The sequence below is a fragment of the Paenibacillus nanensis genome (assembly GCF_003583765.1).
Classification (GTDB): Bacteria; Bacillota; Bacilli; order Paenibacillales; family Paenibacillaceae; genus Pristimantibacillus; species Pristimantibacillus nanensis.
In genome coordinates this window covers 328425-350496 of record NZ_QXQA01000003.1, presented here as the reverse complement: position 1 = coordinate 350496, position 22072 = coordinate 328425, and the positions used below count along the sequence as shown (strand labels likewise).

Here is a 22072-nt window from a genome sequence, read left to right as displayed (position 1 = left end):
TCATTCGCCGCCACTAGGGCGGTTCTAACGTCTATAACGCAGACGCGTACGCCGATCCCTTACCGCGCGCTGACCGCTCGGCTCGAAACCGGTGCCTCCCGGACCATCTTCCAGCTTCCTCCCTTGCCGGCTTTCACCGTGTTGCCCGGCTCTCTGATGAAGGAAAGTTCAAGCTGTACTCATCCATTCTTCGGCAATTGATATATAGTAAAAATATACCGAAACCGCTCCGTTCCTGTCAAGGCAGCTTCTCCGGCACGGGATCGTAGCCGCCAGGGTGGAACGGATGGCATCTCGCAATCCGTTTGGCGGCCAGCCAGCCTCCCTTTGCGGCGCCATGCCTTTCAATCGCCTCGAGCGCGTAAGCGGAGCAAGTCGGATAAAACCGGCAGGTCGGCGGCTTAAGCGGCGAAATGAACTTGCGATAGACGTGAATCGGCGCTTTCAGCGCTCGCCGCATCGCACGGCTTCCTTCGCTCATGCTTGCGTGGCGGACGCTTCGTCCTGCGCGCAATCCTTGCAATAACCAAACACCTCGAATTTATGCCGCACCACTCGGAAATCTTCAGGGACTGCCGTCTGGTCCATCGGGCAGAAGGTGATCGGATACGTATGTCCGCATTGCAGGCAAATCAAGTGATGGTGATGATGCTCTTCCCGGCAATGGAGCTTAAACTTGACGCCGTCCTCGAACATGACCTGCTCCAGCACGCCAAGCTCCTCCATTACGCGCAGGTTCCGGTAAACCGTATCAAAGCTGAGCCCGGAGTAGGTTCTCCCCATATATTCATAGACGTCCTTCGGCGACAAATACCCCGGCGAATCTGCGAACAGCTTAGCGAGCGTCTTCCTCTGATCCGTTACCCGCAAGCCTCGGTTCGACATTCGCCCAACGATTTCTTCCACTGTATGCATAGCCGATCCTCCGAATCCTAATTTCTATCTATTTATTGTGCCGAAAAAAAAAGCTCCCGTCAATGAGAGCTCGTTTTAGCCGTTAATCTTCATATTCACAACAAAGCTGGCGCACATCGCTATAAATAATAGGATGCTTAGTACAGCCGTCACGTTTCTGCGCTTAACAAGCGTCTTAAGCCGTTCTGCTGACGAGCCTTGCTGTTTCTCTAGCGTAACTGCCCGATGCATGAATAGAAACGCGATCGCAGCAGCTACAAATAACGTGTTCACGACAAACCAAATGACTGTCCAAAACAAAACGATTCCCCCGGTTTACAATCTGCGGCTTCTTATAAATACCACCGGTTCAAAACGAACATAAAGACGCTAAAGCTGACGATCGCGCCTCCGAAGCATAACCAGCCCGTTCTGAAGCGCTGCTGAAACATTTTGAGGATGCCCATGCTGAGCAAACCGAATATGAGCAAGAGAAAGATGACGCCCAATATAAATAACGAAGCATCCACGCTGCTTACATCCACTAATGACAAACTCGACACTCCCTTTACGGCAAAAAATGCACACTTAATTAGCATTATAAGGGATGGCTTGTCCGTTATCCAGCAGCATTCCCTCTAAAATCCGGTCAATTTCGTGACAATTCGGGCGCTGTACCCGGATCGCCGCACATTTCCGGCAGCCAGCGCCGTTAATCCCAATCGATCAGATGCTCATGCACCTTGCGGAGCCCCTGCCGCTTTTTCAGCTTAACTTGCAGCTCTCCGGCTTTGACGACCGCATGGCATAGCCGCGGCTTCACAAGCTTCGGCAGCTTCACGCTTTCGCTCTTTCCCCCTGGCAGACCTTCGATTCGGAGCGCGTCCTCCCTTACGAACAGCCGCACGTTATCCCGGTCAGCGCCGGGCGGAAGCTTATAAAGAACGGTAAGGTACAGCTTAGATTCCTTCGTTGCGGCGGCGCCTGTGCCTGTAATTTTCCCCGCGATTTCAGGGAGCGACTTCGTCATCATCCGACGCACGAAACGCTCCACCCAATCCGGCTCGCGAAGCACCTCGAACCCTTTCGGAAGCTGCTGCCCCTCCATCCAACGCTCCAGTTCATCCCAATTCGATGCCATGTGCCTACTCGCCTCCTCTCCGTCATTCCCATTATTGTATGCGGGCCGAAGGCGAAGAGACACTTGCCTAACAGGAACGTCTGGGCGAATGCCGCATAGAGTATAGAAGAAACAAACTTTACGGGGAGTGAAGCGCACATGCCAGCGGTTGTTGGTTTTGTAAAAGTAGTCAGCGTAGGCTCAGGCTCCATCGTCCAATTCGGCGATACCCTGCAGGCGTCTCCTTCCAGCAACAGCAAGACGTATGCGGGCTCAGGCTCATTCTTGACCGGCAGCTTGGCGAACTCGAATAATGCCGTCAGCGCGACGAATTCATTAGATCCGGACCTGCAGGACAACACGAACGTGCCAAACGGGGCGAACATCGCATGAGCTTAACCATTCATCAGACCATTACGATTCATCAGCTTCGCGTAGACAGCGTGTCGAACAGCTCCGTGCTTCAAGTCGGCAGCGCCGGGGCGATTCGATCCTTATCGCAGCTGTACAATACCGGAGGTTTTACCGAACCGGCGCCGCAGCTTGGCGGGGCCGGAGACAACCCCTTGTCTCTGGTGCCCTTGCCGCCTACTTAGCCGCCATCCGGATCGTCCTTGAAGAGGAGTGTGACTGCATGAAAGACGAACATCAGCTATCGCCATGGCAAGCCTGGTCTTATGAAGTGCAGCTCAAGCTGAAGGCGCATGAGGAGCTGATCGAAAAGCTGGAATGCACGGTAAAAGAGCTCTGCGAACAGGTCAAAAAGCTGGAGGCGAAGCCGACCTACACGATCGAGAGCCTGCAGTACAATTTCGATCAGTTGAAGGTAGAAAAGCTGGAAGGCACTCTTAATATCGGCATGTCCGCTCCCGATTTGGGGGGTACCGAAGAAGGCGAAGCACAAAACGGAGGGGACAGCGTCGGCCAGCTCTCTGTCGGCCAAGGAAACGTCTTCCCTGCCGCGAGCCCCGGCATAACTCCGCCCGGCGTTCCTTATCAAGATGTGCTCGGGCGGCTGAACCGCTTCCTGGACAACGATGCGCATCACTATTTGCTTGCTTGCGAGCAGGCTATGGAGCTTTCTCTCGATCCGCATCACCGGCGCATTATCATCGAAGATATCAGGAAGCAGATGCCGACTCGCATCCAATATTACTTGACTTTACATCAGAAAGAAGCGGGAGCCGGCATGCCGTTTCCCGACCTCATCGCGGATCGCGTCTTCACCAAGACCAAACGGGATGCGGAAACGGCAATGAACGCTTATATAACTCGCTTAAAATCCAACGGATCCAGTCAAAACGGAGGCTGATCGCATGATCCGATTTCATGTTACCAACTACGATCTTGCTGTAGGGCAAATCGAAGTGCTCGGCGTGTCCAGCGCGTCCATGCTGCAGGTTGGCGATACGAACAGCGTGACCCTTTATTCGATGTTCGACACGCCCCCCGAATCCACCATTGTCGGACCGCTCGCTCCATTCCCCGAACCGGAAGGAGCCGAAGAAGCGATCGGCGAGCTCAATGTCAATGAATCCTAACGAAAACCGCACTTCTCATGTCGGCGTATTGCGCGTTATCGGCGCCACTTCCGCAACGATGGTTCAGATTGGGGATCGGGGCGAGACGGATGGCAGAATTCGCGCGCTTGCCGTTCAGAGGGAAGAGGGGCATCTTACCGCAGGCGAAGTTTTTTTCGAATCCTACGCCATTTTCAGCAGACCGGTGCCCGTCTTGTCTGACCCCGCATACGAGTCGGGCCAGCTGATACAAACCAAGCGCAGCAACGTTAACCCTTGCATTCGAGTCGGCTGTATCCGCGTAACGGCCGCAGCCGCAGCTTCGAGCATCCAGATCGGCAATGGAAACCAGGTGAGAGGCGAATCAAGGATTAAGCATATCCGGCAATATGCCGTGGGCAGCGGCAGCCTGCAAGATCAAAACAATCCGCTTCAAAACGGAGATGAAACAACTCAATAAGGAGGGCCGCCAAAAGTTTCCGACTTCCGGCAGCCCTCCTTATTCCGTTACTCTCCTTTTTCCTCAGCCAGCCGTTTTTTGTACAGCTCCCTGTACTTGGCTGCATACTTACATACGCATTGAATAACCGTCGCATGCGACCATGTCAGCGGGGCTACCGATAACGGCGAGCCGTCGTACGGATGCAGCTGCTCTGGCAGCAAGCCGCTTTGCAGCGTTTGTCCGCATACCCACTCCAGCGTACGCTTTGGTCCCTCGAGCTCATCCAGCGACTTCGCCGAATCAATTTCGAAATTGGCTACCCACAGCGTACATATAATCCACGGGTTGCCCGGTATTCTGTCGATATCCCCGGACTGCTGAAAGTAGTAATCGTTCGTATAACGGGCGATTCCGCCGACATCCGTCTTGACGCGCAGCCCTTCCTTGATGGCCTGCATCGTCTGAATGACGCGATAATCGTCGGCCGGCAGCACGCCGAATTCTAAGATGCCGAATAGGCTGCTCTCGAGCGTCGTATCCTTCACCCACCGGTTATCCCTTTGAATGAGACCGCGCGCGAATCTGCCCGTTTCTTCATCCCAAAGATGCTCCAAGATCCCCCTCTTGATCACATGAGCCGTTGTCTTATAATGATCGCTGCGCTCATAATCGCCGAATAGATCAGTGAAGTACGAGGCCGCCATAAGACCGCCATACACGGAAGCCGCTGTGTACGTCCAAATGCCGTATCGTTCCTCCCATAAGTCGTAGCTCGGCTTAGGCAGAGACAGGGAGGGCTCGATATATTCGCAAAGAAATGCCGCCGCTTTGCGGATCAGGTTGCTGTAGAGCGACTGAGGCAGCTCAATGACGCCGTTGCGGGTATAATCCTTCCAGAGCGCGAACAGGACAAGCGCCGTCTCATCCTCTTGAATCGGCAGCCGCTTGCTGCCCTGCACGATGTAGGGATGCCAGCTCGAACCGACCGTACCGTCCGGATTGTACTTATGGTACAAATATCCGCCTGGCGCAAGCGCTGTCGCGCAGAAATGGAAAAACGGCGCAATGACGCTTTGATAGCCCGCCAACGACATGGCGTCGGCAATGAGCGCCCCGTCACGCGGCCACATGTAGCTGTAATGGTCGCGGTTGTATTGCAAAATATCGGTGTCGTTCGCGGCCAGAATCGCGCCCCGCTCATCGACCTGCGTACGAACGATCAGCAGGCTCAATTTGAACAGCTTGACGACGTCAGGAGGCAAATCTCCCAGATCGCTTTCCGCTCTTCTCAGCCAATGATTCCAATAGACGACAATTCGGCTGAGCAGCTTCTCCGGATGAGAGTCCTGAACATATTCGTTCAGCTCCTTCACTTCCTCCAGATTGCTGCCGATCGACATCCAATAATAAAACGTTTTTTCGGAATGGCCCTCCACGCGCGAACGGAAGCTTATGGTGCTGTCCACAGAGCCTTGCGCGATTGTATTGCCCATGAGAACCCCGTCCTCGGCGTCGCGCCATGTGCCTTCCGCAGACTGAAACCGTTTGATGCCCGTCGAAAACTGCATCATGCCGCCTTCGTCGGAGCAGCCGTTAAACATAAAATAGTTCGACCGCTTGTAGTGATACAGCGTATGGTTCTCAGGGTAATATACCGCGGTATCGCCCACTTCCGAGCCTTCGATCATCAAATCCTGATGGAAAAATAAGCGAACCTCTCTGGCGTCGTGACGCGTATTGCGCACGACAACCCTTTTCAAATAAATACATTCCCGCTGGTGAATGCCGTCGTTAATGTACAGCTCCACTCCCAGTCTTTCGTTGGCCGCTTTAATGTTCGTGACAAGCGAATCCTCGATATAATCCAGATCAAACTGCCAATCCGGCTCATCCAGCCAAGAAAACGTGCCTTCCACCCAAATGCCAAACCGGCAGTAATGACCGCCTACATGGTTTAACTGTCCGACAAACGGATAATAAATGTCGCGTATGAAGCAATGCTGGTCGAGGTTAAGCAGCATCTTGCCGTTACCGATTACGAGATGACGGGCCATAGTTGTTCGCTCTCCTTTCGGTCAATCAACAATTGCGCATATACATTCATATACGCTTTGGCGGAGCTGCTCCAGCTGTAATCCGCCCGAGCGCCGTTCTCGACAATACGCCTCCATTCCTCCTCTCGCCTGTACGCGCAGAGCGCTCGTTTCATCGTAAATAAAAACTCGTGCGCGTTGTAATTGGCGAAGCTGAAGCCGTTCCCATCCCCAGTATATTCATTGTAGGCTTGGACGGTATCTTTTAGCCCGCCTGTTTCCCTTACAACAGGTACGGACCGGTATCTTAACGCGATCAACTGGCTGAGTCCGCAAGGCTCGAATTTGGACGGCATGGCGAACAAATCCGAACCCGCATAGATCCGCCTCGCCATCCGGTCGCTGTAGCCAAGCCAGAACGCGGCCTTCTGCGGATATCGATTCGCGGCGTCCCGGAACAGCTCCTCGTAGCTTCTTTCGCCGGCGCCAAGCACGACAAGCTGGACTTCCTCCTGCAGCAGCTCGTCCAGCACCGCGGCGATCAGATCGAAGCCCTTCTGCTCGACCAGCCTCGAAACGATGCCGATCAGCGGAACATCCGCCGATTCGGAGAGTCCCATCTCCCGCTGCAGCTCCATTTTATTTTTGCGCTTGCGGGACAGCGAGCTGCGGTACGGCGTATGAAGCGCGTTGTCGTTCATCGGGTCGTACAGTTCCTCGTCGATCCCGTTGACGATGCCGATTAGATCGCCGGAGCGGCAGCGAAGCAGCGAATCCAGCCCTTCGCCGTAATAGGGCGTTTGGATTTCTTGGGCATAAGTTCCGCTGACGGTTGTCAGCTTATCCGCAAAGACGAGGCCTCCCTTCATGCAGCTCGCGGCGCCGTGAAACTCCAGCTTATCCGGGGTAAACATGTCGTCTCCCGCTCCGGTAAGCTCTTTGATCAAGTCCATGCCGAACAAGCCCTGATATTTCAAATTATGGATCGTAAAGACGGATTTGGCGTACGACCAAGCGGGGTCGAAGGCATATCTTGTGCGAAGAAGAAACGGAATGAGGCCTGTTTGCCAATCGTGACAGTGGACAATATGCGGATGAAAGCTCATGAACCGGACCGCTTCCATCACCGCAAAGCAGAAGAAAACAAATCGTTCGGCGTCGTCGCCGTAGCCGTACAGCCCTCTCCGCCTAAAATAAAACTCGTTGTCAATTAAATAATAGCGCACGCCGTTCAGACTGCCCGTCAGAAGACCGCAATATTGATTGCGCCATCCGAAGCTTACCTGGAATTCCGCGATTAAGCGGAACTCCAGCAAGCTGTCTTCCGGTATTTCTTCATATTTGGGCATCACGATCCGGACATCCGCGCCGAGCTCGTTTAAAGCTTTTGGCAGCGCACCCGCCACATCGGCGAGTCCGCCGGTTTTGGCAAGGGGCACAGCTTCCGAGGTTGCGAACAAAATATTCATGCGTTCTTCAGCCTCCTATCCGGTTTCGCGTAGCGATTTATATAATTTTCTTTTTGCCGACGAGAAACGGCGTCCCGCCTGCGCCGCGAATGTCGCGGCCGTTCTCTACCTGCACATCTTTATCCAGGATGCTGTTATAAATAAAGCTGCTTTCGCCTACTTGGCCGTTCTGCATAATAATGCTGTCCTTTACGATCGCGCCCTTCTCGATATGAACTCCTCTGAACAAAATGCTGTTGATGACCGTGCCCTCGATTCTGCAGCCGTTCGCAATAAGCGAATTCGTTACCCTCGAGCCCGACGCATAACGCGTCGGCGGCTCATCCTTCACCTTCGTGTAGATCGGCCCCGGCTGGTAGAACAACGATTTCCATACCTCCGGCTTAAGCAGAGACATGCTGTTGGCATAATAGCTCGGCAGCGTGTTGACGACGCCGAGATAACCTTCGTACATATACCCGTATACATTCAGCTGTCCCAATCGGGAGAAGATGGCGTGACGAACCAAGTGGTCCTGACCCTGGGCGAGCGAGGTTTCCACCAGCTCCATCAGCAGCTCTTTGCGCATGACATACATCTCCATCGAGACGACATCGCTCACTAACCGGCCGTAATGGTCTTGAATGGCCGTAATCCGGCCGTTCTCCTCCATTTTGACCTTGCGCGGCTTGCCCGGCATTTGTTTATCCTGCCGCTTGCACACAATCGTAATATCCGCTCCTTGCTCCTGATGCCTGCTGATGACGTCGTCGAAATCGACGTTGCACACCATATGGCTCCGCGCGATGACGACATATTCCCAGGAGGAGCGCTGAAAATAGTCCCGGTGCTGGTAGAAATGATATAAATCTCCGCGGCTCATCTCTTGGATATCCACCGATGACGGTGGGAGAATGAACAGTCCGCCTTGGCGGTGCTGGAGATCCCAATGCTTGCCGGAACCGAGATGATCCATGAGCGACCGGTACTTCGTATGCGCGAATACGGCTACTTTGCTAATGCCTGAATTCACCATGCTCGACAAGACAAAATCGATCAGACGGTACCTGGCTCCGAACGGCACCGTTGCCAGGCAGCGGTTTTGCGTGAGGTGCTCCAGCTCGTCGGTTTCATGGATTAAGTTGATGACGCCTAAAACATTATGCTTCATAATGGCTCCACCTCCAGCAGCTGATGGTCGTCAGCCGCGACATATTGATCCACGGCGACTACCGTAATGGCATCCGATGCCGGATCACCGATTGTAACCCCCGCTTGAATAACGGCGCCTTCTCCGATTATTGCCCGATAGACGCGCGCGCCCGCGCCGATCCGGACGCCCGGCATGATGACCGATTCTGAGATATAGGAGCCTTGCTCGGCATGAACGCCGCAGAATAGGACGGAATGATCTACAATGCCCTCCAGCATGCAGCCTTCATTCACGCATGAGGCCGTTACCTCCGCGGTCATGGTTGTCAGCTGGGCGGGTCTGTTCGGACTGACGGAATAGATGCGCCAATTCGGGTCGTACAAACAGAGCGAGGGTTTGTCGGTGAGCAGATCCATATTCGCTTCCCACAGCGATTCGATTGTCCCGACGTCCTTCCAATACCCTTTGAAGGGGTAGCATGCGAGATGCAAGCCGCTGTTCATCATAGCAGGGATCACGTCTTTCCCGAAATCATGGCTGGACCCGCGCCTTGCCTCGTCATAGATTAAATATTTTTGAAGCGTCTTCCACGTAAATATGTACACGCCCATCGAGGCGATATTGCTCGTCGGGTTTTTCGGCTTTTCTTCAAACGCGGTTATCCGGTCTTCGTCATCCACATGCATAACGCCGAAACGGCTCGCTTCCTTCCACGGAACCTCGATGCCCGCAATCGTCACATCCGCTCCCGAGCGCTTGTGATGCTGCAGCATCAAATCGTAGTCCATTTTATAAATATGATCGCCGGAAATGACAAGCACGTACTCCGGGTTATACCGCTCGATGTAAGGCATGTTTTGATAAATCGCGTTGGCTGTGCCTTTGTACCATACGCCGCCCTTCTGCTTTACGTAAGGGGGCAGAATCGTCATGCCGCCGTCCTGCCGGTCAAGCCCCCACGGGCTGCCGATGCCGAGATAGCGGTTCAACTCCAGCGGCTGATATTGCGTCAGCACGCCGACCGTGTCGATACCGGAATGGACGCAATTGCTCAGCGTGAAATCGATAATGCGGTACTTCCCCCCAAAATAAACAGCGGGCTTGGCCAAATCCTTCGTAAGCACACCTAACCGTTTTCCTTCGCCTCCTGCGAGCAGCATAGCGATCATTTCCTTACGGCCCATGAACACCAACTCCTTGTTAATGTGTATCCCCCTGCAGAGCAAGCAGCAGAAATGCATATGGGGGGAGATGAATCGAGATGCTCTGACCCAGGCCATGCCACTTCATGTTGTCACTTTTGTAGCTGGCTGATGCGCGAGTTTCTTTACCTCCGAACCGGATATCGCCGCTATGCAACACAATGCGGTATTCACCCGGCTCAGGGACACCGATTCGATAATCGCGATAATCGTTTCTCGAGAAGTTAAGAATGATGACGGAGAAGCTTGATTGTCCGCGACGGATAAAAGATATGACGGACTGCGCCGCATTATGTACGTCAATCCATTGAAAGCATTCCGGGTCCCGGTCTCTCTCCCATAACGACGGCAGATCCAGATAAACATGATTTAGCGCTTTGACGTAGTCGCGCATCATGCGATGGGAATCGTAATCCAGGACCATCCAGTCCAGCATATCGCTGTCCTTCCATTCGTCGAACTGCCCCCATTCCCCGCCCATGAACAACAGCTTTTTGCCGGGATGCGTCATCCAATAGCCGTAAAACAACCGCAGTTGGTCGAATTTTTCTTCGTAGCTCCCGGGCATTTTGTTCAGCAGAGAACGTTTCCCGTGCACAACCTCGTCATGCGACAGCGGGAGGACATAATTTTCAGAAAAAGCGTAGCAAAGCGAAAATGTGATCAGTTGATGGTGATGACGGCGGTCATCGGGATGAAGCGCCATATAACGCAGCGAATCGTTCATCCAGCCCATGTTCCATTTGAAGTTGAAGCCAAGGCCTCCTTGATAGGTCGGAGATGTAACGGCAGGCCAAGCGGAGGAATCTTCTGCGAGCATCAAAGTGTCGGGATAATAGCGGAATACGGTTTCGTTTAATTTTTTGAGGAAGCGAAGAGCGTCTAGGTTGTCTCTTCCGCCAAATTCGTTGTAAGTGTGCATGTGGGGCGGCTTATCCATGTGCAGATTCAGCATGTTGGCGACCGCATCGACGCGAAGGCCGTCAATGTGAAAGACATCCAGCCAATAGATGGCGTTAGAAATTAAAAAGCTGACAACTTCTCTGCGTGAAAAATCAAAGGCGAGCGTTCCCCACAAAGGGAGCTCGGCTCGATTCGGATCGTTGCCTTCATAGAGCGGCGTGCCGTCGAACAGCCTGAGTCCATGATCATCCTTGCAGAAATGGCCGGGCACCCAGTCCAGAATGACTCCGATACCATGCCTGTGGCAGCGGTCGATGAAGCGCATCAGCCCTTTCGGATCGCCGTGCCGGCTAGTCGGGCTGTAAAATCCGGTAACCTGGTAGCCCCATGATTGATCAAGCGGATGCTCGGCGAGCGGCATCAGTTCAATATGGGTAAAACCCATTTCCGCCGCGTAGGGCACAAGCTCGTCGGCTAGCTCATCATACGTGTAAAACAGTTCTTTTCCTTTGATTTTCCATGAAGCAGGATGGACCTCGTAGATATGAAGCGGATGTTGGTAGGGGGAAGTTTTGCTTTTCGTTCGAAGCCAGTCTGCATCGCCCCAGTCGTAGCCGGACAAATCGGTTACGACCGAAGCCGTGCCCGGCCTTCGTTCCGATAAAAACGCGAAAGGGTCGGCTTTGCGAACGGCGGCGCCGTCAGGCGTGATCAGCTCGTATTTATAGAGCGAGCCTTCGCCAAGCCCAGGAACAAACAGCTCGTATACGCCTGTCGTTCCGATTCTCTTCATGCGGTGGGCTTCTCCATCCCAGCGGTTGAAGCTGCCGATAACGCGCGCTTCCATTGCATTCGGCGCCCATACCGCGAACCTAACGCCGGTCACGCCTCCCTCTTGCGCGAGATGCGCTCCCATAAACCGATAGCTGTGATAAGAGGAGCCGTTGTTAAACAAATAAATCTCCTCCTCGGACAAGCCAGATCGCATCGGCTTTGTCTCAAGCATACGCAGCTTCACCTCCTTGGAAGAGTATATTTTTATGCTCATTATACATGCTATTTTGAAAAAGATACAGTCTGTTTTCATAAAATTGCGTAAAGATTTCTTACATATTTATGTGAAGAACATGAAGCTTTTCGTCAACCCGAATTCATGACGCGGTGAATATAATAATGCTTCGAGCAATACCCCTTCGAAACGGCGTTGTTATCGCAATTCACCCAAGAGCACGTTAATGCTTTTTTGACGCGCCGCGGTCTTACCGTGTTCGGGTCTCCATGACGAAGCATTCTTTGATGGTGCATAGCGCATAAACCTTTTGCTTTAATCGGCTTTAAACAGTTTTCCATGCTGCAGCAGTCCAAATGATGTTCCTCCCTGTTTGTCAGTCCATTCTTGTGTCGTTCATCGCTATCTTAGAAACTTGTTTTAATATTAACGGGAAAAAGGTGTACAATAAAGTTGTCTATGCGCTTAAGAAAACGACTTAAGAGCCCCCTATTGCGTCACTTGTGACCAATCCCCCTTATTCATGCTATGGAGTTTAAAAGTTTAAACAAAGATGAAGAAAAGATGAAGCCGAGATTTAAAATTTAACCTCCCGAATCATTATATACGGAATATTGGCAAATGTAGGAGGTACATATTTGACAGTTCATCAACAAATTTTTCAATTGCTTGAACAGCCTATGCTGATTTTGAAGCAGCGCAATCATGAATTATTAATCGAGGACGCGAACGTTGCCTTTATGGAAATGACGGGCCATTCCCTGACGCATTTGAAATCGAGAGACGGACGCGAGCTGGCGAAGCGGTTTAAGCTGGATCTGACCAAACGGGTGCTGAAGAGCGAAATATTGATCCGAACGAAGGCGAGGACGAAGTTAAAAGTACGTGTCGAGCAAATGCCTCTGCCGAAGGATCCTAACGACGAATGGACGCGCGCGCTTCTGATCGCCGAGGATTTAACCGCCTATAACTGGATTGAAGAGCAGCATGAAAAGGGAAGCGTGCTAATGAGCGGCATTATGGATAAGCATATGCACGTCCGCTTCTTGCGCCATTCGACGGCGCCGCGTCTATTTGAACCGGATGTGACGCTCGAGGACGAGACGCTGCTCCATTTCATCGCGGAAAGCGAACATGGACGCATCAAGCAACTGCTCCGTGAAGCGGCTCAGCAGCAGCAGGAGAGGAGCGTCACGCTGCAGACAGGCAAACAAAGCGGCGTCCAGCTGGAGCTGGAGCTTACTTTCTTCCCTATCCGCAACGGTTTTGGACGATGCAACGAGATGGCGTTTGTCATCTGGGATATTAAACCCGCCGGAGAGCATGCGGACGACCCGTCCGTCAAGCTCAAAATATGGATGGCCAAACGCGAAATGACGGCGGGACAGTTAGCGGAGGCTACCGGCATTTCGCTGCAGACCATCTCGAAGCTGCGCAACGGAAAAATAAAAAAGCCCCAGAGGCTGACAGCGGAGCTGATCGCATCGGAGCTTGGCATTGATACGCGTGACATTTGGCCGTCGCTTCGCAAATAGCGAAGCGGCGGTTTATTTTATTTCTTTGCCAAAAAAGGCGTCCGTTCGCCCGCATAGACCAAATGCAGCTCATGCATGGCGCGGGTGCACGCTGTGTAGAAGAGCTTTCTTTCGCTTTCACGGAAATAGATGTCCTTCGACGCGTTCGCGATGATGACTGCATCGAATTCTACGCCTTTCGCCAAGTAAGCGGGGATCACAACGGTACCTTTCTCGAACGTTACGGTTTCCTTCTCAATCCGTCTCAAATGAGGCACTTTCTCCGCCAGCTCTTCGCTAAGCCTGCGGCTCTCTTCCGCCGTCTTGCAAATGACGGCTATCGACTCGTAGCCGGAATCCGACAGCGAACGGCATTTTGAAGCGATCAACGCCGGCAGCTCATCCGCCTGCGCAGCGCTCGTCAAAGTCGGCTCGGGCCCTTGCCGGTTGAACGGCTGTATCCGTTCTCCGCCCTCAATGATTCGGCTTGCGAATTCGACAATTTGCTTCGTTGAACGGTAGCTTCTCATCAGCGTGATCCGTTCGGTGTCCTCCGGCTCGAACAGCGTATTGAGCGTATGGAAGATTTCACCCGAACCGGAATGGGCGAAGATCGATTGATTGAAATCGCCAAGCAGCGTCATCTTGCTGTTAGGGAACACCTTCCGCAAATAACGGTACTGAAACTCGGAGTAATCCTGCGCTTCGTCGACAAATAGATGTTTAACGGTCGTGTGCGTATGGAAGCCCTCCAGCTTCTCTTTCAGGTAGCAGTACGGCGTTGCATCCTCATACGGGATAATGCCATCCGCAAGCCGGCTGACCGTGTAGGACCGGATGCCTTCCCAATTGTCCGGCAGCCATTCCTTCGCTCCTTCAATGCCAAGAGCCGTATCCGGCTCATACAATTGCTTGAAGATAGCCGGCACATCCAGGAAGACCCCCCGTTTTACCCGGCTACGCAGCTTTTTGAACTTCTCCTGCACGACGACCGCCGCCAAATAATCGCGTTCCGACTCAAAATCGTTATAGGAATTTTCGTTAAATTTATTTTTTTTGCGCAAGTGCTGATAAGCTTCCGCATAGGTTTCCTCATCAAGCAGCTCGATCGCTTCTTCCACCCATTTTTTCTTTCGCTCCAGCTTGCTGAGAGCTGTCAGTTCCTTGAGCAGCCAAGTGCGAAGCATGCGCAGACGGTTCGGAATGGATACGCTCCGGTCAAGCGAATAAAACTGCTCTGTCATCGTTTCGCTTGAAATGAGCGGGCGGCCGCGGAACTTGATCGGCCGGAAGATCAGACCTTTGTGCCCGAGCGCCGCCGTATAGTCGTCAATCAGCTTCATGTAATTCGAGCTTGATTTCAGCTTAATCCCATCTATTCGGCTTGGATAATCCGGCTCCGATACGGCGGTTAACGTATATTCCATTTGCGTAAACGGATCCTCCACTTCGAAGTCCCGCCCGATGCGCCGCTCCAAATATTGCTGGTACGTCGTTTGATTCATATTTTGCTCGCCAAGCTCCGGCAGGACCGTCGATACATAGCTGTTAAACATCGGATTCGGCGAAAAAAGAACGATCTGGTCAGCCGTCAACACGCCGCGGTACCGATATAGCAAGTAAGCGACGCGCTGCAGGGCGGCGGACGTCTTCCCGCTTCCGGCCGCCCCTTGTACGATTAGCAGCCTCGCTCTTTCGTTGCGGATAATCGCGTTCTGCTCCTGCTGAATCGTCGCCACGATGCTTTTCATCGCCGCGTCCGAGCCTTTGCCGAGCACCTCTTGCAGCAGCTCGTCGCCAATCGTTACCCCTGTATCGAACATGCTGCGAATGACGCCGCCGCGAATGATATATTGCCGCTTCAAGGTCATCTCGCCGCTTATTTCTCCAGCCGGCGTTTTATAGGCAACGGGACCGGGGCCGTAATCATAATACAAGCTGGATACGGGAGCGCGCCAATCGTAGATCAAATAATGCTCGCCGGAATCGTCTAGCAGCGAGCCAACCCCCAAATAGATGACATCCGGCTTGCCGTCCTGATCGCCTTCTTCAATCAGATCGATTCTGCCGAAGTAAGGCGTCGATTTTAACCGCTCAAGCGTGGACAGCTGCTCCGTCATGACCCGATGGCTTCGTTCCCGTTCGGAAAGGAGCTCCGCCTGCTGCTTCATGCTGGCATAGGTCTCCGCCGTTTCCGCGGAATCCTCGAAATTGACAGTCACATCGTCCCAGAAGTTGCGCCGAATGTCGACAATTTCTCCGTGAATGCCGCCCGTGCGCTCACTTAATTCGGCTATTCGTTTGCGGATTAATGATGTGATCCGGTCAACTCTTGCCTGTTCATCCTCTAGCCGATCATTTTCTATAGTTGACATAGGCTCCTCCTTCAGGTAGAAATCCGATATCATCTAACATCACTTTCCCGCGTTCGCTTAGAAACCGGAATTCAATTCGTTTAATGAGATCAGGCTGAAGCCCGCTTAACCCGTTATGATCAGAATCCGCATCGGAAGCGGGCTTGAACATTTGGAGCGGGATTATATAAGTCTGAAATACCGCTTCTACCGGATTTTTATACTTATTGTTTTTCATGCGATGCTCCAGAAAGCCCATCGTTAGAAATGAAGTGTATGCAGGCTCTTGAGCCGCCATGAACGAAGACAGCTTCAAGACGCGCTTTTCTCCGGATTCCAAGACGAGCGAAAGCTCCGCCTCAGGCAGCGGAGGAAGCGGCTCCGAGGCACCCAGCTCCCATTCTAAATTCGACATCGAGAAAACAAAGCTGCCTTCGCCAAGAGACTTCAGCCTCCGGGCTGCGCCCGAGGACAGCTCCAGCTCATAGCTTGCACCCGGCTTCTCCCACTCGAGCGCCATCCCTGAAGTTCCTTTGCTGTTGCCGTCCCGGTCTTTGGCCGTTTCTTTTTCTCCGCTTTTCATACCGTCCATTGAAGTGCTGGCGGCCAAGCCATTGGAGGCCTCAAAGCTGGCAGCCTTCCAAATTGACGCCTCGTCGTAACGGCTGACGTACCCCGTAGACGCAGGCAGCCAGTGAAGTCCGGAGCGGTAATCCTGGAACAATGCTTTATATTCGGACTGCCCCATCAGCGTCGCTTCCAAAAACGCGGAAATATACACTTTTGCGATTAACCGCTGCTCCTCGGCGTCCATCAGCCCTTCCTTATTCAGAAACAGCCCGCCAGGAAGACGCTCATCGGATGAGCCCCACGCCGTGTTAAATTGGCTGTGGTTCGCATGGGCTATATAGAGCGCCGCTTTAAATGCCTTCGAGTTTTCCGTGAAGGAAACCCGATTGTATTGACGGTCGCCAAAAAAATTGTTAACGTCCGCGTCCATTGCTCCTTGAATGGTGAAATAATTGATATCCTTCAGCCTCGCGGATTGATCATCCACCCGTTTGTCTGTCGGCGCAATCGCGATAACGGATTGTATGTTCACTTCATCCAGGCTGTCCAGCGTTTGGTCGTCCCGGAACCACCGGTCCGCATCGGCCGCGATCGACACCGCTTGTCCGCCGCGGGAATGCCCGATCAGCGCTACCTTCTCGAAATCGACTTTGCCGGCAAAAGGAGACGTCCCGACGGCAGCTTCGTCCAGCCGCTGTATTTGCTGCAGATGCTTGAGCAGAAGCCAGCCGCGCATTTTCATATCGTCATTCGGCAGGCTCGACCAGACGGAGTAGTTCATAAAATTTGCGTCAACCGAGACGGCAATCATTCCGCGGCTGGCCAGCAGCTCGCCGAGATAAGCGTATCCTCCGTCCGAGAAATATTCCATTAGATGATTGCCGTGAACGATGAGCACCAGCGGGAAAGGCCCTTCGCCCACAGGCATCCAGACGGTTCCGTTAATTGGCAGATCACGCTGATCGAATCCCCAGAACAGCGTTTTCAGCTTCGGCCAATGGGTAATGTAGGCGGAAGCGTCCACCGGTTCCGTCAAGACATGAACCTCTTCCCCGAACTGATCGCGATGCTTGTCTTTGCCGCTTCCATAATAGAAGGTTTCGACCTCGAATGGCCCAAGCTCGGCAGGGTTATCCAGGCTCGCCATCTCGACGCCCGCTGTTTGATCTCCCGTTTCCGTACTTGCCGGCAACGACCTTACGGGAGGCGCAAGCGGCGCCGGCCAATTCGAGAGCTGAGAGACGAAAGTGACGGCTAACGCAACCAAAATGCCCGTTGACGCCTTCCACAGAGGAGAACGCTTCATGTGCAGGACTGCCCCGATCAGCAATCCGCCTCCAACTGAAGCGCACGCATACAGCAGGCCGAACAGAATGGCGAAAAACAGGCCGATCTCCGTAAAATGCAGAATGATAACGCCTTGACCCGCCGTATACAGCCAAGCGGCTGTCAGCCTGTTCGGCAAAGGCACATACATGCAGGCTAACAGAATGGACAATATGAAAACTAATAATCCCATTAACATGAGATTGCCGCTTAGAAACAATAGCATATCGGCAAGCGTTCCCATTCCCGTGGGCATCCCGAGAACCGCAACCGCCATCGCAGCCGTGCTGAACAAAGCGCTGCTCCCTGCGGCAAAGCTTGTTACGCGGTTTTCTTTGTTTAGCCTTGCCTTATAACGAAAAAACAGCCAACCGGCCAATCTCAATAACCTGGATGGCTTGTTCGTTTCCACTACGAGTTGTTCCATGATTTCCCCTTAACCGAAAGCCAATGACGCCCATCCCGCTTCTCGACATGGGCTTGGACATCGAAAAATGCGCTTAGCGTATCGGAGGTCATCAGCTGATCGTTCATTCCTTCCGCATACACCTCTCCTTGCTTAAGCAAAAGCGTATGTTTAAAGCATGGCATAATCTCTTCGATATGATGCGTGACATAGATCATCGTCGGCGCGTCCTCCGACTCTGCGATCCGCTCGATCATGCCGAGCAGACTCTCCCTGGCGAAAACATCCAGCCCCGTGCAAGGCTCATCCAAAATAAGCAGCTTCGGCGAGCTCATCAGCGCTCTGGCAATGAGCACACGCTGACGTTCGCCCTGCGATAACGTATGGTACGTTCTATCGGCCAAGCGTTCACAGCCAAGCGACGCAAGCAGCGCTCTGGCTCGCTCGCGATCCTCGTCCTCCATCTGCTCGTATACCCCGATTGTGGAAAACTTGCCGCTGAGCACAATTTGAAGCGCCGCTTCGCTGCCGTATAACCTTTCTTGAAGAGAGGTGCTGACCCAGCCGATGCTTTTGCGAAGCTCGCGAAGATCGTATTCGCCGAATTTATGTCCAAGCACGCTGACGCTGCCGCTTGTCGGCCATATGTACCCGTTTATCATATTCAGCAGCGTCGTTTTCCCCGAACCGTTTAGCCCGAGCAAGCACCAGTGCTCCTTTGAGCCGACGCGCCAGCTGACGTCCTTTAAAATCGTCTTGTCTCCGCGCTCCCACGATACATGAGAAATATCGATAACCATTAATACTCCCCCTCTTGAAAAGGCAATCTATTCTATCATACAACCGATTCCCTTACATGTAAAAGATCGGCTCCCTCCGATGAAGGAAGGAGCCGACCGGCAAACGCAAATCCCAAGTTTACGTTAAAGCATAATAAAAAGGAACGATGACCAAATTAATTGCAACTGCAACTATTCCAATCGCCATCGCCCAGCCGCCGAGTCCTTTTGCTCCTTGACGGTAAGCGACATACCCAAGCACCGCGGCAGTTGCGCCGAGCAGCACTGGCCATACAAACCAAGAGGCGATCGCAAAGATAAGGGACACCCAGCCAAGCGGATAACCAGCTGATTTGGCGCCTGCTTCAACCTCGCCGTCTCTGTCGTGGCGCGCGGCGAGACGTTCCACATGCGTCGTTGGCATGCCGTAGGCAAAATCGGCGCCCATTTCTTCATTCACGTTGACCATTTGAGTCGGCTGACCGGCATTCGTCGGAGCAAAGCTTCTCTCCGTTTCCTTCTCCGAAGATCGTTGATACTCGATTTCATTATCTTTCACTTCATTCATTGCGAGTCACTCCTTCGGTTTAAAGGTGTGGCAGCAGGTGGCAGCTGATTCTGTCGCTTGGTCTTGATGGTACAGCCCGAGATCGTCGGCTGCAAATTCCGTATCAAGCCCTCTTGAATGCTGATCGATATCGATCATAATTTCCTTCGCGGCACAGTTATTGCCTTCTTCCCAGAACGTGCAATTCGATACGCTGCAGGTTACGCCCTTTGGCATAAAAAAATCACCTCCGCTACTCATTGTTTCTCGAGCGGAAGTGATTCATTCTGCCTTATTTTTGTCCTTGCATCCGGCGCTGCGTCATATAGTCGCTTTCGTAATAGGCCAAATCGTCGCGAAGCTCTTCGTACACCTTCGATACGCCAAGCACGATGTTGCGCGCTTCGCGGCTCGGCTTAAAGCGGAAGCGAATCGCGTCTTGTCCCGTATAGGCGTAGCGTCCGTCCTCGGAATAACATTCATTTTTTGGATAAAAGAACGCGTTAACGCAATTATGGTATACCTCATAAAGCGCGCGCTCGCCGCCTTCGATATCGAAATTCGGTCTTCTGAGCAGAACGCCCAGCTTCTCAACCGAAACTTCAGAATAGACAAGCAGATGTCTCAGATCAGCAAGCAGGCCTTTGTAAAACAGCTCCGCATCTTCACCGTGTTCGCCAGTCAGCTGGGAGAGTGCATACGTGTTGAGGAACGGTTCCAGCTGAGCGACCGCTCCCTTTAATTTGTCACGAGTGGATTCCGCTAGCGCTTTAACATTAGTCGATGGCATGGTGGTAGATCCCCTTTCCTAATTGCAAACAAAAAAACTATAAACATCAACATCGTACCACATATTCCATTGAAACGGTACTGTGATTCGCGAAATGGCCGTATAAATTGTTGCCGTCCATCGGAATCTAATGTAGAGATGCCTTCACCCTATCATCAGTTATTGGAGGATTCAGCATGCGAAAATCAACATGGATTACCGCTCTTACCGTTATCGCGCTCGCGGCGTTGATCATACCCCGAACGCCAATATTTGCACCGGATTGGAACGAGACGGAGGAGACGCGGCCGAGAACCGCTCCTTTTTCGGTTCAAGCCGAACAGAAGCAAAAGCTTACCGTGCTCCAGAACGATATGAACGCGACGGCGATGCTTATGACTGCGGAAACAAAAAAGGATTTCCGCAATGTGCTGCGAAGCGGCCAGTCTTCGGTTAGAGGGAAGGAGGCCATTCGCGCATTGATGAAAGAGCATGATCATATCGGCTATATCAACTGGCTGTCCGGCGGAACGTCGGTGCGGGAAGGCAAGCTTCCGGAAACGAAGACGAAGGAAGCCGAGTCGTACGTGAAAGAGGCGTCGATGCACGTCGCGACCGGCACGGATTACGAGTCTCCGCCATTCGAAGCCGATAACGGCAGCCGGTATATCGTTCTTGGGGTACCGAGCGATACGGAGAGGGGCTCCGGCGTTGTAGGGGTCATCAAGCAAGATATCGTCAAAAAAGTCGAGCATCACCAGAAGCAAAACCTTCGGTTAATTCCATACCCTGCAGAAGGCAAATTCCGCATTGAATCCGTCATGCCGAATACAAACCGGGATACGACTGTTCGTACAGGCGAGGATAATGGGAATGCCAGCCATTATCATATCCGTGACATCGTCGTCCATTTGGAGCAGCATGTAACCGAAGCGGACTTAAACCGCATCCGGAAGGAGATCGATGCGGAATCCGTTCAAAAAATCGGAGATACCTATGTTTTCCGCTCCCGTTCGAAGGAAATGAAACAATTGCAGCAGTACTTCACGAAAAATTGGAAGACGCGTTATACCGAGCCGCATTATTTGTATCTCACTAACGAAGCGGCGACCGAAGCGAATCCGATCGTACCGAATGACGCGTTGTATTCCCAGTATCAGTGGAATCTCCCTTCGATTGAGACCGAGAAGGGCTGGACGACTTCGAAAGGAGACGACGGCGTTATTATCGCGGTCCTGGATACCGGCGTACAAACGAACCATCCTGACCTGCAAGGAAAGCTGCTCAAAGGGATGAACATTGTCAATCAAGAAGCGGCGCCGGAAGATGATGTCGGCCACGGCACGCATGTGTCGGGCATCATCGGGGCATCCGTCAATAACGGCGAAGGTGTAGCCGGCGTTTCTTGGTTTAACAAAATTATGCCTGTGAAGGTGCTGGACAGCAGCGGCGCAGGCTCCACCTATGCGGTCGCGCAAGGGATTATATGGGCGGTGGATAACGGAGCCAAGGTTATTAACATGAGCCTCGGCAACTATGCGGAAGCGGATTTTCTTCATGACGCCATCAAATACGCTTATGAACGCGACGTCGTCCTCATCGCGGCGAGCGGCAACGACAACACGGAACGGCCAGGGTATCCCGCCGCTTATCCGGAAGTATTCGCCGTAGCCGCAACGAACAATAACAAAGAAAAAGCATCGTTCTCCAACTACGGCGACTATATTGACGTTGCGGCGCCAGGCGACAGCATCGCCAGCACCTATCCTGGCAGCCAGTATGCCGCTTTGTCCGGCACCTCGATGGCCAGTCCTCACGTAGCGGCGCTAGCCGGCCTTATTCGTTCGGTCAACCCGGAGCTGACGAATGAAGAAGTGATGGAAATTATGCGGGTGACTGCGCGGGATCTTGGTGCAAAAGGCAAGGATAAATATTTTGGATACGGGGAAATTGATGTGGATCAGGCTTTAAAAGCCGCAACCAGCTACAGCGGCTCCCTTCAAACCTACCCGCAGCAGGTGCAGCGCAAGCTGGATCGACTGTCTGAATAAAACGCAAAGAGGGCGTCTGTCATCAAAGGATG

The 22072-nt window shown here is 52.8% G+C and carries 23 protein-coding genes; 7 read left to right on the top strand and 16 right to left on the bottom strand.

Features of this window, described 5'->3' with window-relative positions:
• Positions 1-238: 238 nt before the first annotated feature.
• The 5 genes from yidD to D3P08_RS07915 all read right to left on the bottom strand — a co-directional run bounded on the left by yidD (position 239) and on the right by D3P08_RS07915 (position 2035).
• The gene (gene yidD, locus D3P08_RS07935; RefSeq protein ID WP_206098933.1) at positions 239-460 is read right to left on the bottom strand and encodes a membrane protein insertion efficiency factor YidD; all 222 of its coding nucleotides are present in this window, start codon (positions 458-460) and stop codon (positions 239-241) included.
• Between the two features lie 17 nt (positions 461-477).
• A complete protein-coding gene (locus D3P08_RS07930) occupies positions 478-915 on the bottom strand; it encodes a Fur family transcriptional regulator (protein ID WP_119598953.1) in 438 nt (145 codons plus the stop codon).
• A gap of 75 nt (positions 916-990) precedes the next feature.
• Positions 991-1215 (bottom strand): hypothetical protein, encoded by a 225-nt coding sequence (locus tag D3P08_RS07925; RefSeq protein WP_119598952.1) that lies wholly within the window; start codon positions 1213-1215, stop codon positions 991-993.
• 32 nt (positions 1216-1247) lie between these two features.
• Entirely contained in the window at positions 1248-1439 is a 192-nt protein-coding gene (locus tag D3P08_RS07920; protein WP_240647376.1) for a hypothetical protein, read from the bottom strand.
• A gap of 167 nt (positions 1440-1606) precedes the next feature.
• Positions 1607-2035, bottom strand: coding sequence for an Hsp20/alpha crystallin family protein (locus D3P08_RS07915; protein WP_119598950.1), 429 nt, complete (start codon positions 2033-2035; stop codon positions 1607-1609).
• Positions 2036-2173: 138 nt separating this feature from the next.
• Between D3P08_RS07915 and D3P08_RS07910 the strand changes: the two genes are divergently transcribed.
• From D3P08_RS07910 to D3P08_RS07890, 5 genes are read left to right on the top strand one after another with little or no spacing between them, the layout of a single operon-like run.
• On the top strand, positions 2174-2407 hold the full coding sequence (locus D3P08_RS07910; protein WP_119598949.1) for a spore germination protein: 234 nt from the start codon (positions 2174-2176) through the stop codon (positions 2405-2407).
• Entirely contained in the window at positions 2404-2610 is a 207-nt protein-coding gene (locus tag D3P08_RS07905) for a spore germination protein GerPB (protein WP_119598948.1), read from the top strand. The genes D3P08_RS07910 and D3P08_RS07905 overlap by 4 nt, the downstream gene beginning before the upstream one ends.
• A gap of 38 nt (positions 2611-2648) precedes the next feature.
• The gene (gene gerPC, locus D3P08_RS07900) at positions 2649-3326 is read left to right on the top strand and encodes a spore germination protein GerPC (protein WP_119598947.1); all 678 of its coding nucleotides are present in this window, start codon (positions 2649-2651) and stop codon (positions 3324-3326) included.
• 4 nt (positions 3327-3330) lie between these two features.
• Positions 3331-3555, top strand: a complete 225-nt coding sequence (locus tag D3P08_RS07895; RefSeq protein ID WP_119598946.1) for a hypothetical protein — start codon at positions 3331-3333, stop codon at positions 3553-3555.
• The gene (locus D3P08_RS07890; protein ID WP_162848396.1) at positions 3545-3994 is read left to right on the top strand and encodes a spore germination protein GerPE; all 450 of its coding nucleotides are present in this window, start codon (positions 3545-3547) and stop codon (positions 3992-3994) included. The genes D3P08_RS07895 and D3P08_RS07890 overlap by 11 nt, the downstream gene beginning before the upstream one ends.
• 47 nt (positions 3995-4041) lie before the next feature.
• On the opposite strand, the gene D3P08_RS07885 is transcribed toward D3P08_RS07890, so the two are convergent.
• From D3P08_RS07885 to glgB, 5 genes are read right to left on the bottom strand one after another with little or no spacing between them, the layout of a single operon-like run.
• Positions 4042-6030, bottom strand: coding sequence for a glycoside hydrolase family 15 protein (locus D3P08_RS07885; protein ID WP_119598944.1), 1989 nt, complete (start codon positions 6028-6030; stop codon positions 4042-4044).
• Positions 6012-7478 (bottom strand): glycogen synthase GlgA, encoded by a 1467-nt coding sequence (gene glgA / locus D3P08_RS07880; RefSeq protein WP_119598943.1) that lies wholly within the window; start codon positions 7476-7478, stop codon positions 6012-6014. The genes D3P08_RS07885 and glgA overlap by 19 nt, the downstream gene beginning before the upstream one ends.
• A gap of 37 nt (positions 7479-7515) precedes the next feature.
• The gene (gene glgD, locus D3P08_RS07875; protein WP_119598942.1) at positions 7516-8628 is read right to left on the bottom strand and encodes a glucose-1-phosphate adenylyltransferase subunit GlgD; all 1113 of its coding nucleotides are present in this window, start codon (positions 8626-8628) and stop codon (positions 7516-7518) included.
• Complete coding sequence (locus D3P08_RS07870; protein ID WP_119598941.1) at positions 8625-9794, bottom strand: glucose-1-phosphate adenylyltransferase; 1170 nt, start codon at positions 9792-9794, stop codon at positions 8625-8627. The genes glgD and D3P08_RS07870 overlap by 4 nt, the downstream gene beginning before the upstream one ends.
• A 16-nt stretch (positions 9795-9810) precedes the next feature.
• Positions 9811-11721 carry a 1,4-alpha-glucan branching protein GlgB gene (gene glgB / locus D3P08_RS07865; protein ID WP_119598940.1) on the bottom strand — a complete coding sequence of 637 codons (1911 nt, stop codon included), beginning with the start codon at positions 11719-11721 and terminating at the stop codon, positions 9811-9813.
• Positions 11722-12362: 641 nt separating this feature from the next.
• On the opposite strand from glgB, the gene D3P08_RS07855 reads away from it, so the two are divergent.
• Entirely contained in the window at positions 12363-13259 is an 897-nt protein-coding gene (locus tag D3P08_RS07855; protein WP_119598938.1) for a helix-turn-helix domain-containing protein, read from the top strand.
• Between the two features lie 17 nt (positions 13260-13276).
• Here D3P08_RS07855 and helD read toward each other — a convergent pair whose 3' ends face one another.
• From helD to D3P08_RS07825, 6 genes are all read right to left on the bottom strand, one after another.
• The gene (gene helD / locus D3P08_RS07850) at positions 13277-15613 is read right to left on the bottom strand and encodes an RNA polymerase recycling motor HelD (protein ID WP_119598937.1); all 2337 of its coding nucleotides are present in this window, start codon (positions 15611-15613) and stop codon (positions 13277-13279) included.
• Positions 15594-17915 (bottom strand): alpha/beta hydrolase family protein, encoded by a 2322-nt coding sequence (locus D3P08_RS07845; protein ID WP_119598936.1) that lies wholly within the window; start codon positions 17913-17915, stop codon positions 15594-15596. Before D3P08_RS07845 ends, helD begins: the two co-directional genes overlap by 20 nt.
• Entirely contained in the window at positions 17900-18694 is a 795-nt protein-coding gene (locus D3P08_RS07840; protein ID WP_119598935.1) for an ABC transporter ATP-binding protein, read from the bottom strand. The genes D3P08_RS07845 and D3P08_RS07840 overlap by 16 nt, the downstream gene beginning before the upstream one ends.
• 118 nt (positions 18695-18812) lie before the next feature.
• Positions 18813-19241: a hypothetical protein gene (locus D3P08_RS07835; protein ID WP_119598934.1), complete on the bottom strand. Its 429-nt coding sequence runs from the start codon at positions 19239-19241 to the stop codon at positions 18813-18815.
• Between the two features lie 6 nt (positions 19242-19247).
• A complete protein-coding gene (locus D3P08_RS07830; protein ID WP_119598933.1) occupies positions 19248-19457 on the bottom strand; it encodes a DUF1540 domain-containing protein in 210 nt (69 codons plus the stop codon).
• 55 nt (positions 19458-19512) lie between these two features.
• Entirely contained in the window at positions 19513-20010 is a 498-nt protein-coding gene (locus tag D3P08_RS07825) for a YpuI family protein (RefSeq protein ID WP_119598932.1), read from the bottom strand.
• A 176-nt stretch (positions 20011-20186) separates the two neighbouring features.
• Here D3P08_RS07825 and D3P08_RS07820 point away from each other — a divergent pair, with 176 nt between their 5' ends.
• Entirely contained in the window at positions 20187-22040 is a 1854-nt protein-coding gene (locus tag D3P08_RS07820) for a S8 family peptidase (RefSeq protein ID WP_119598931.1), read from the top strand.
• Positions 22041-22072: the final 32 nt, after the last annotated feature.

Excerpts from the sequence above, each read along its gene's own strand:
- glgA (WP_119598943.1), bottom strand. The coding sequence starts at position 7,478 with ATGAATATTTTGTTCGCAACCTCGGAAGCTGTGCCCCTTGCCAAAACC.
- D3P08_RS07885 (WP_119598944.1), bottom strand. The coding sequence starts at position 6,030 with ATGGCCCGTCATCTCGTAATCGGTAACGGCAAGATGCTGCTTAACCTC.
- D3P08_RS07870 (WP_119598941.1), bottom strand. The coding sequence starts at position 9,794 with ATGGGCCGTAAGGAAATGATCGCTATGCTGCTCGCAGGAGGCGAAGGA.
- glgD (WP_119598942.1), bottom strand. The coding sequence starts at position 8,628 with ATGAAGCATAATGTTTTAGGCGTCATCAACTTAATCCATGAAACCGAC.
- D3P08_RS07910 (WP_119598949.1), top strand. The coding sequence starts at position 2,174 with ATGCCAGCGGTTGTTGGTTTTGTAAAAGTAGTCAGCGTAGGCTCAGGC.
- D3P08_RS07915 (WP_119598950.1), bottom strand. The coding sequence starts at position 2,035 with ATGGCATCGAATTGGGATGAACTGGAGCGTTGGATGGAGGGGCAGCAG.
- D3P08_RS07930 (WP_119598953.1), bottom strand. The coding sequence starts at position 915 with ATGCATACAGTGGAAGAAATCGTTGGGCGAATGTCGAACCGAGGCTTG.
- D3P08_RS07895 (WP_119598946.1), top strand. The coding sequence starts at position 3,331 with ATGATCCGATTTCATGTTACCAACTACGATCTTGCTGTAGGGCAAATC.
- D3P08_RS07830 (WP_119598933.1), bottom strand. The coding sequence starts at position 19,457 with ATGCCAAAGGGCGTAACCTGCAGCGTATCGAATTGCACGTTCTGGGAA.
- glgB (WP_119598940.1), bottom strand. The coding sequence starts at position 11,721 with ATGCTTGAGACAAAGCCGATGCGATCTGGCTTGTCCGAGGAGGAGATT.
- D3P08_RS07835 (WP_119598934.1), bottom strand. The coding sequence starts at position 19,241 with ATGAATGAAGTGAAAGATAATGAAATCGAGTATCAACGATCTTCGGAG.
- helD (WP_119598937.1), bottom strand. The coding sequence starts at position 15,613 with ATGTCAACTATAGAAAATGATCGGCTAGAGGATGAACAGGCAAGAGTT.
- D3P08_RS07820 (WP_119598931.1), top strand. The coding sequence starts at position 20,187 with ATGCGAAAATCAACATGGATTACCGCTCTTACCGTTATCGCGCTCGCG.
- D3P08_RS07845 (WP_119598936.1), bottom strand. The coding sequence starts at position 17,915 with ATGGAACAACTCGTAGTGGAAACGAACAAGCCATCCAGGTTATTGAGA.
- gerPC (WP_119598947.1), top strand. The coding sequence starts at position 2,649 with ATGAAAGACGAACATCAGCTATCGCCATGGCAAGCCTGGTCTTATGAA.
- yidD (WP_206098933.1), bottom strand. The coding sequence starts at position 460 with ATGCGGCGAGCGCTGAAAGCGCCGATTCACGTCTATCGCAAGTTCATT.
- D3P08_RS07890 (WP_162848396.1), top strand. The coding sequence starts at position 3,545 with ATGAATCCTAACGAAAACCGCACTTCTCATGTCGGCGTATTGCGCGTT.
- D3P08_RS07840 (WP_119598935.1), bottom strand. The coding sequence starts at position 18,694 with ATGGTTATCGATATTTCTCATGTATCGTGGGAGCGCGGAGACAAGACG.
- D3P08_RS07825 (WP_119598932.1), bottom strand. The coding sequence starts at position 20,010 with ATGCCATCGACTAATGTTAAAGCGCTAGCGGAATCCACTCGTGACAAA.
- D3P08_RS07905 (WP_119598948.1), top strand. The coding sequence starts at position 2,404 with ATGAGCTTAACCATTCATCAGACCATTACGATTCATCAGCTTCGCGTA.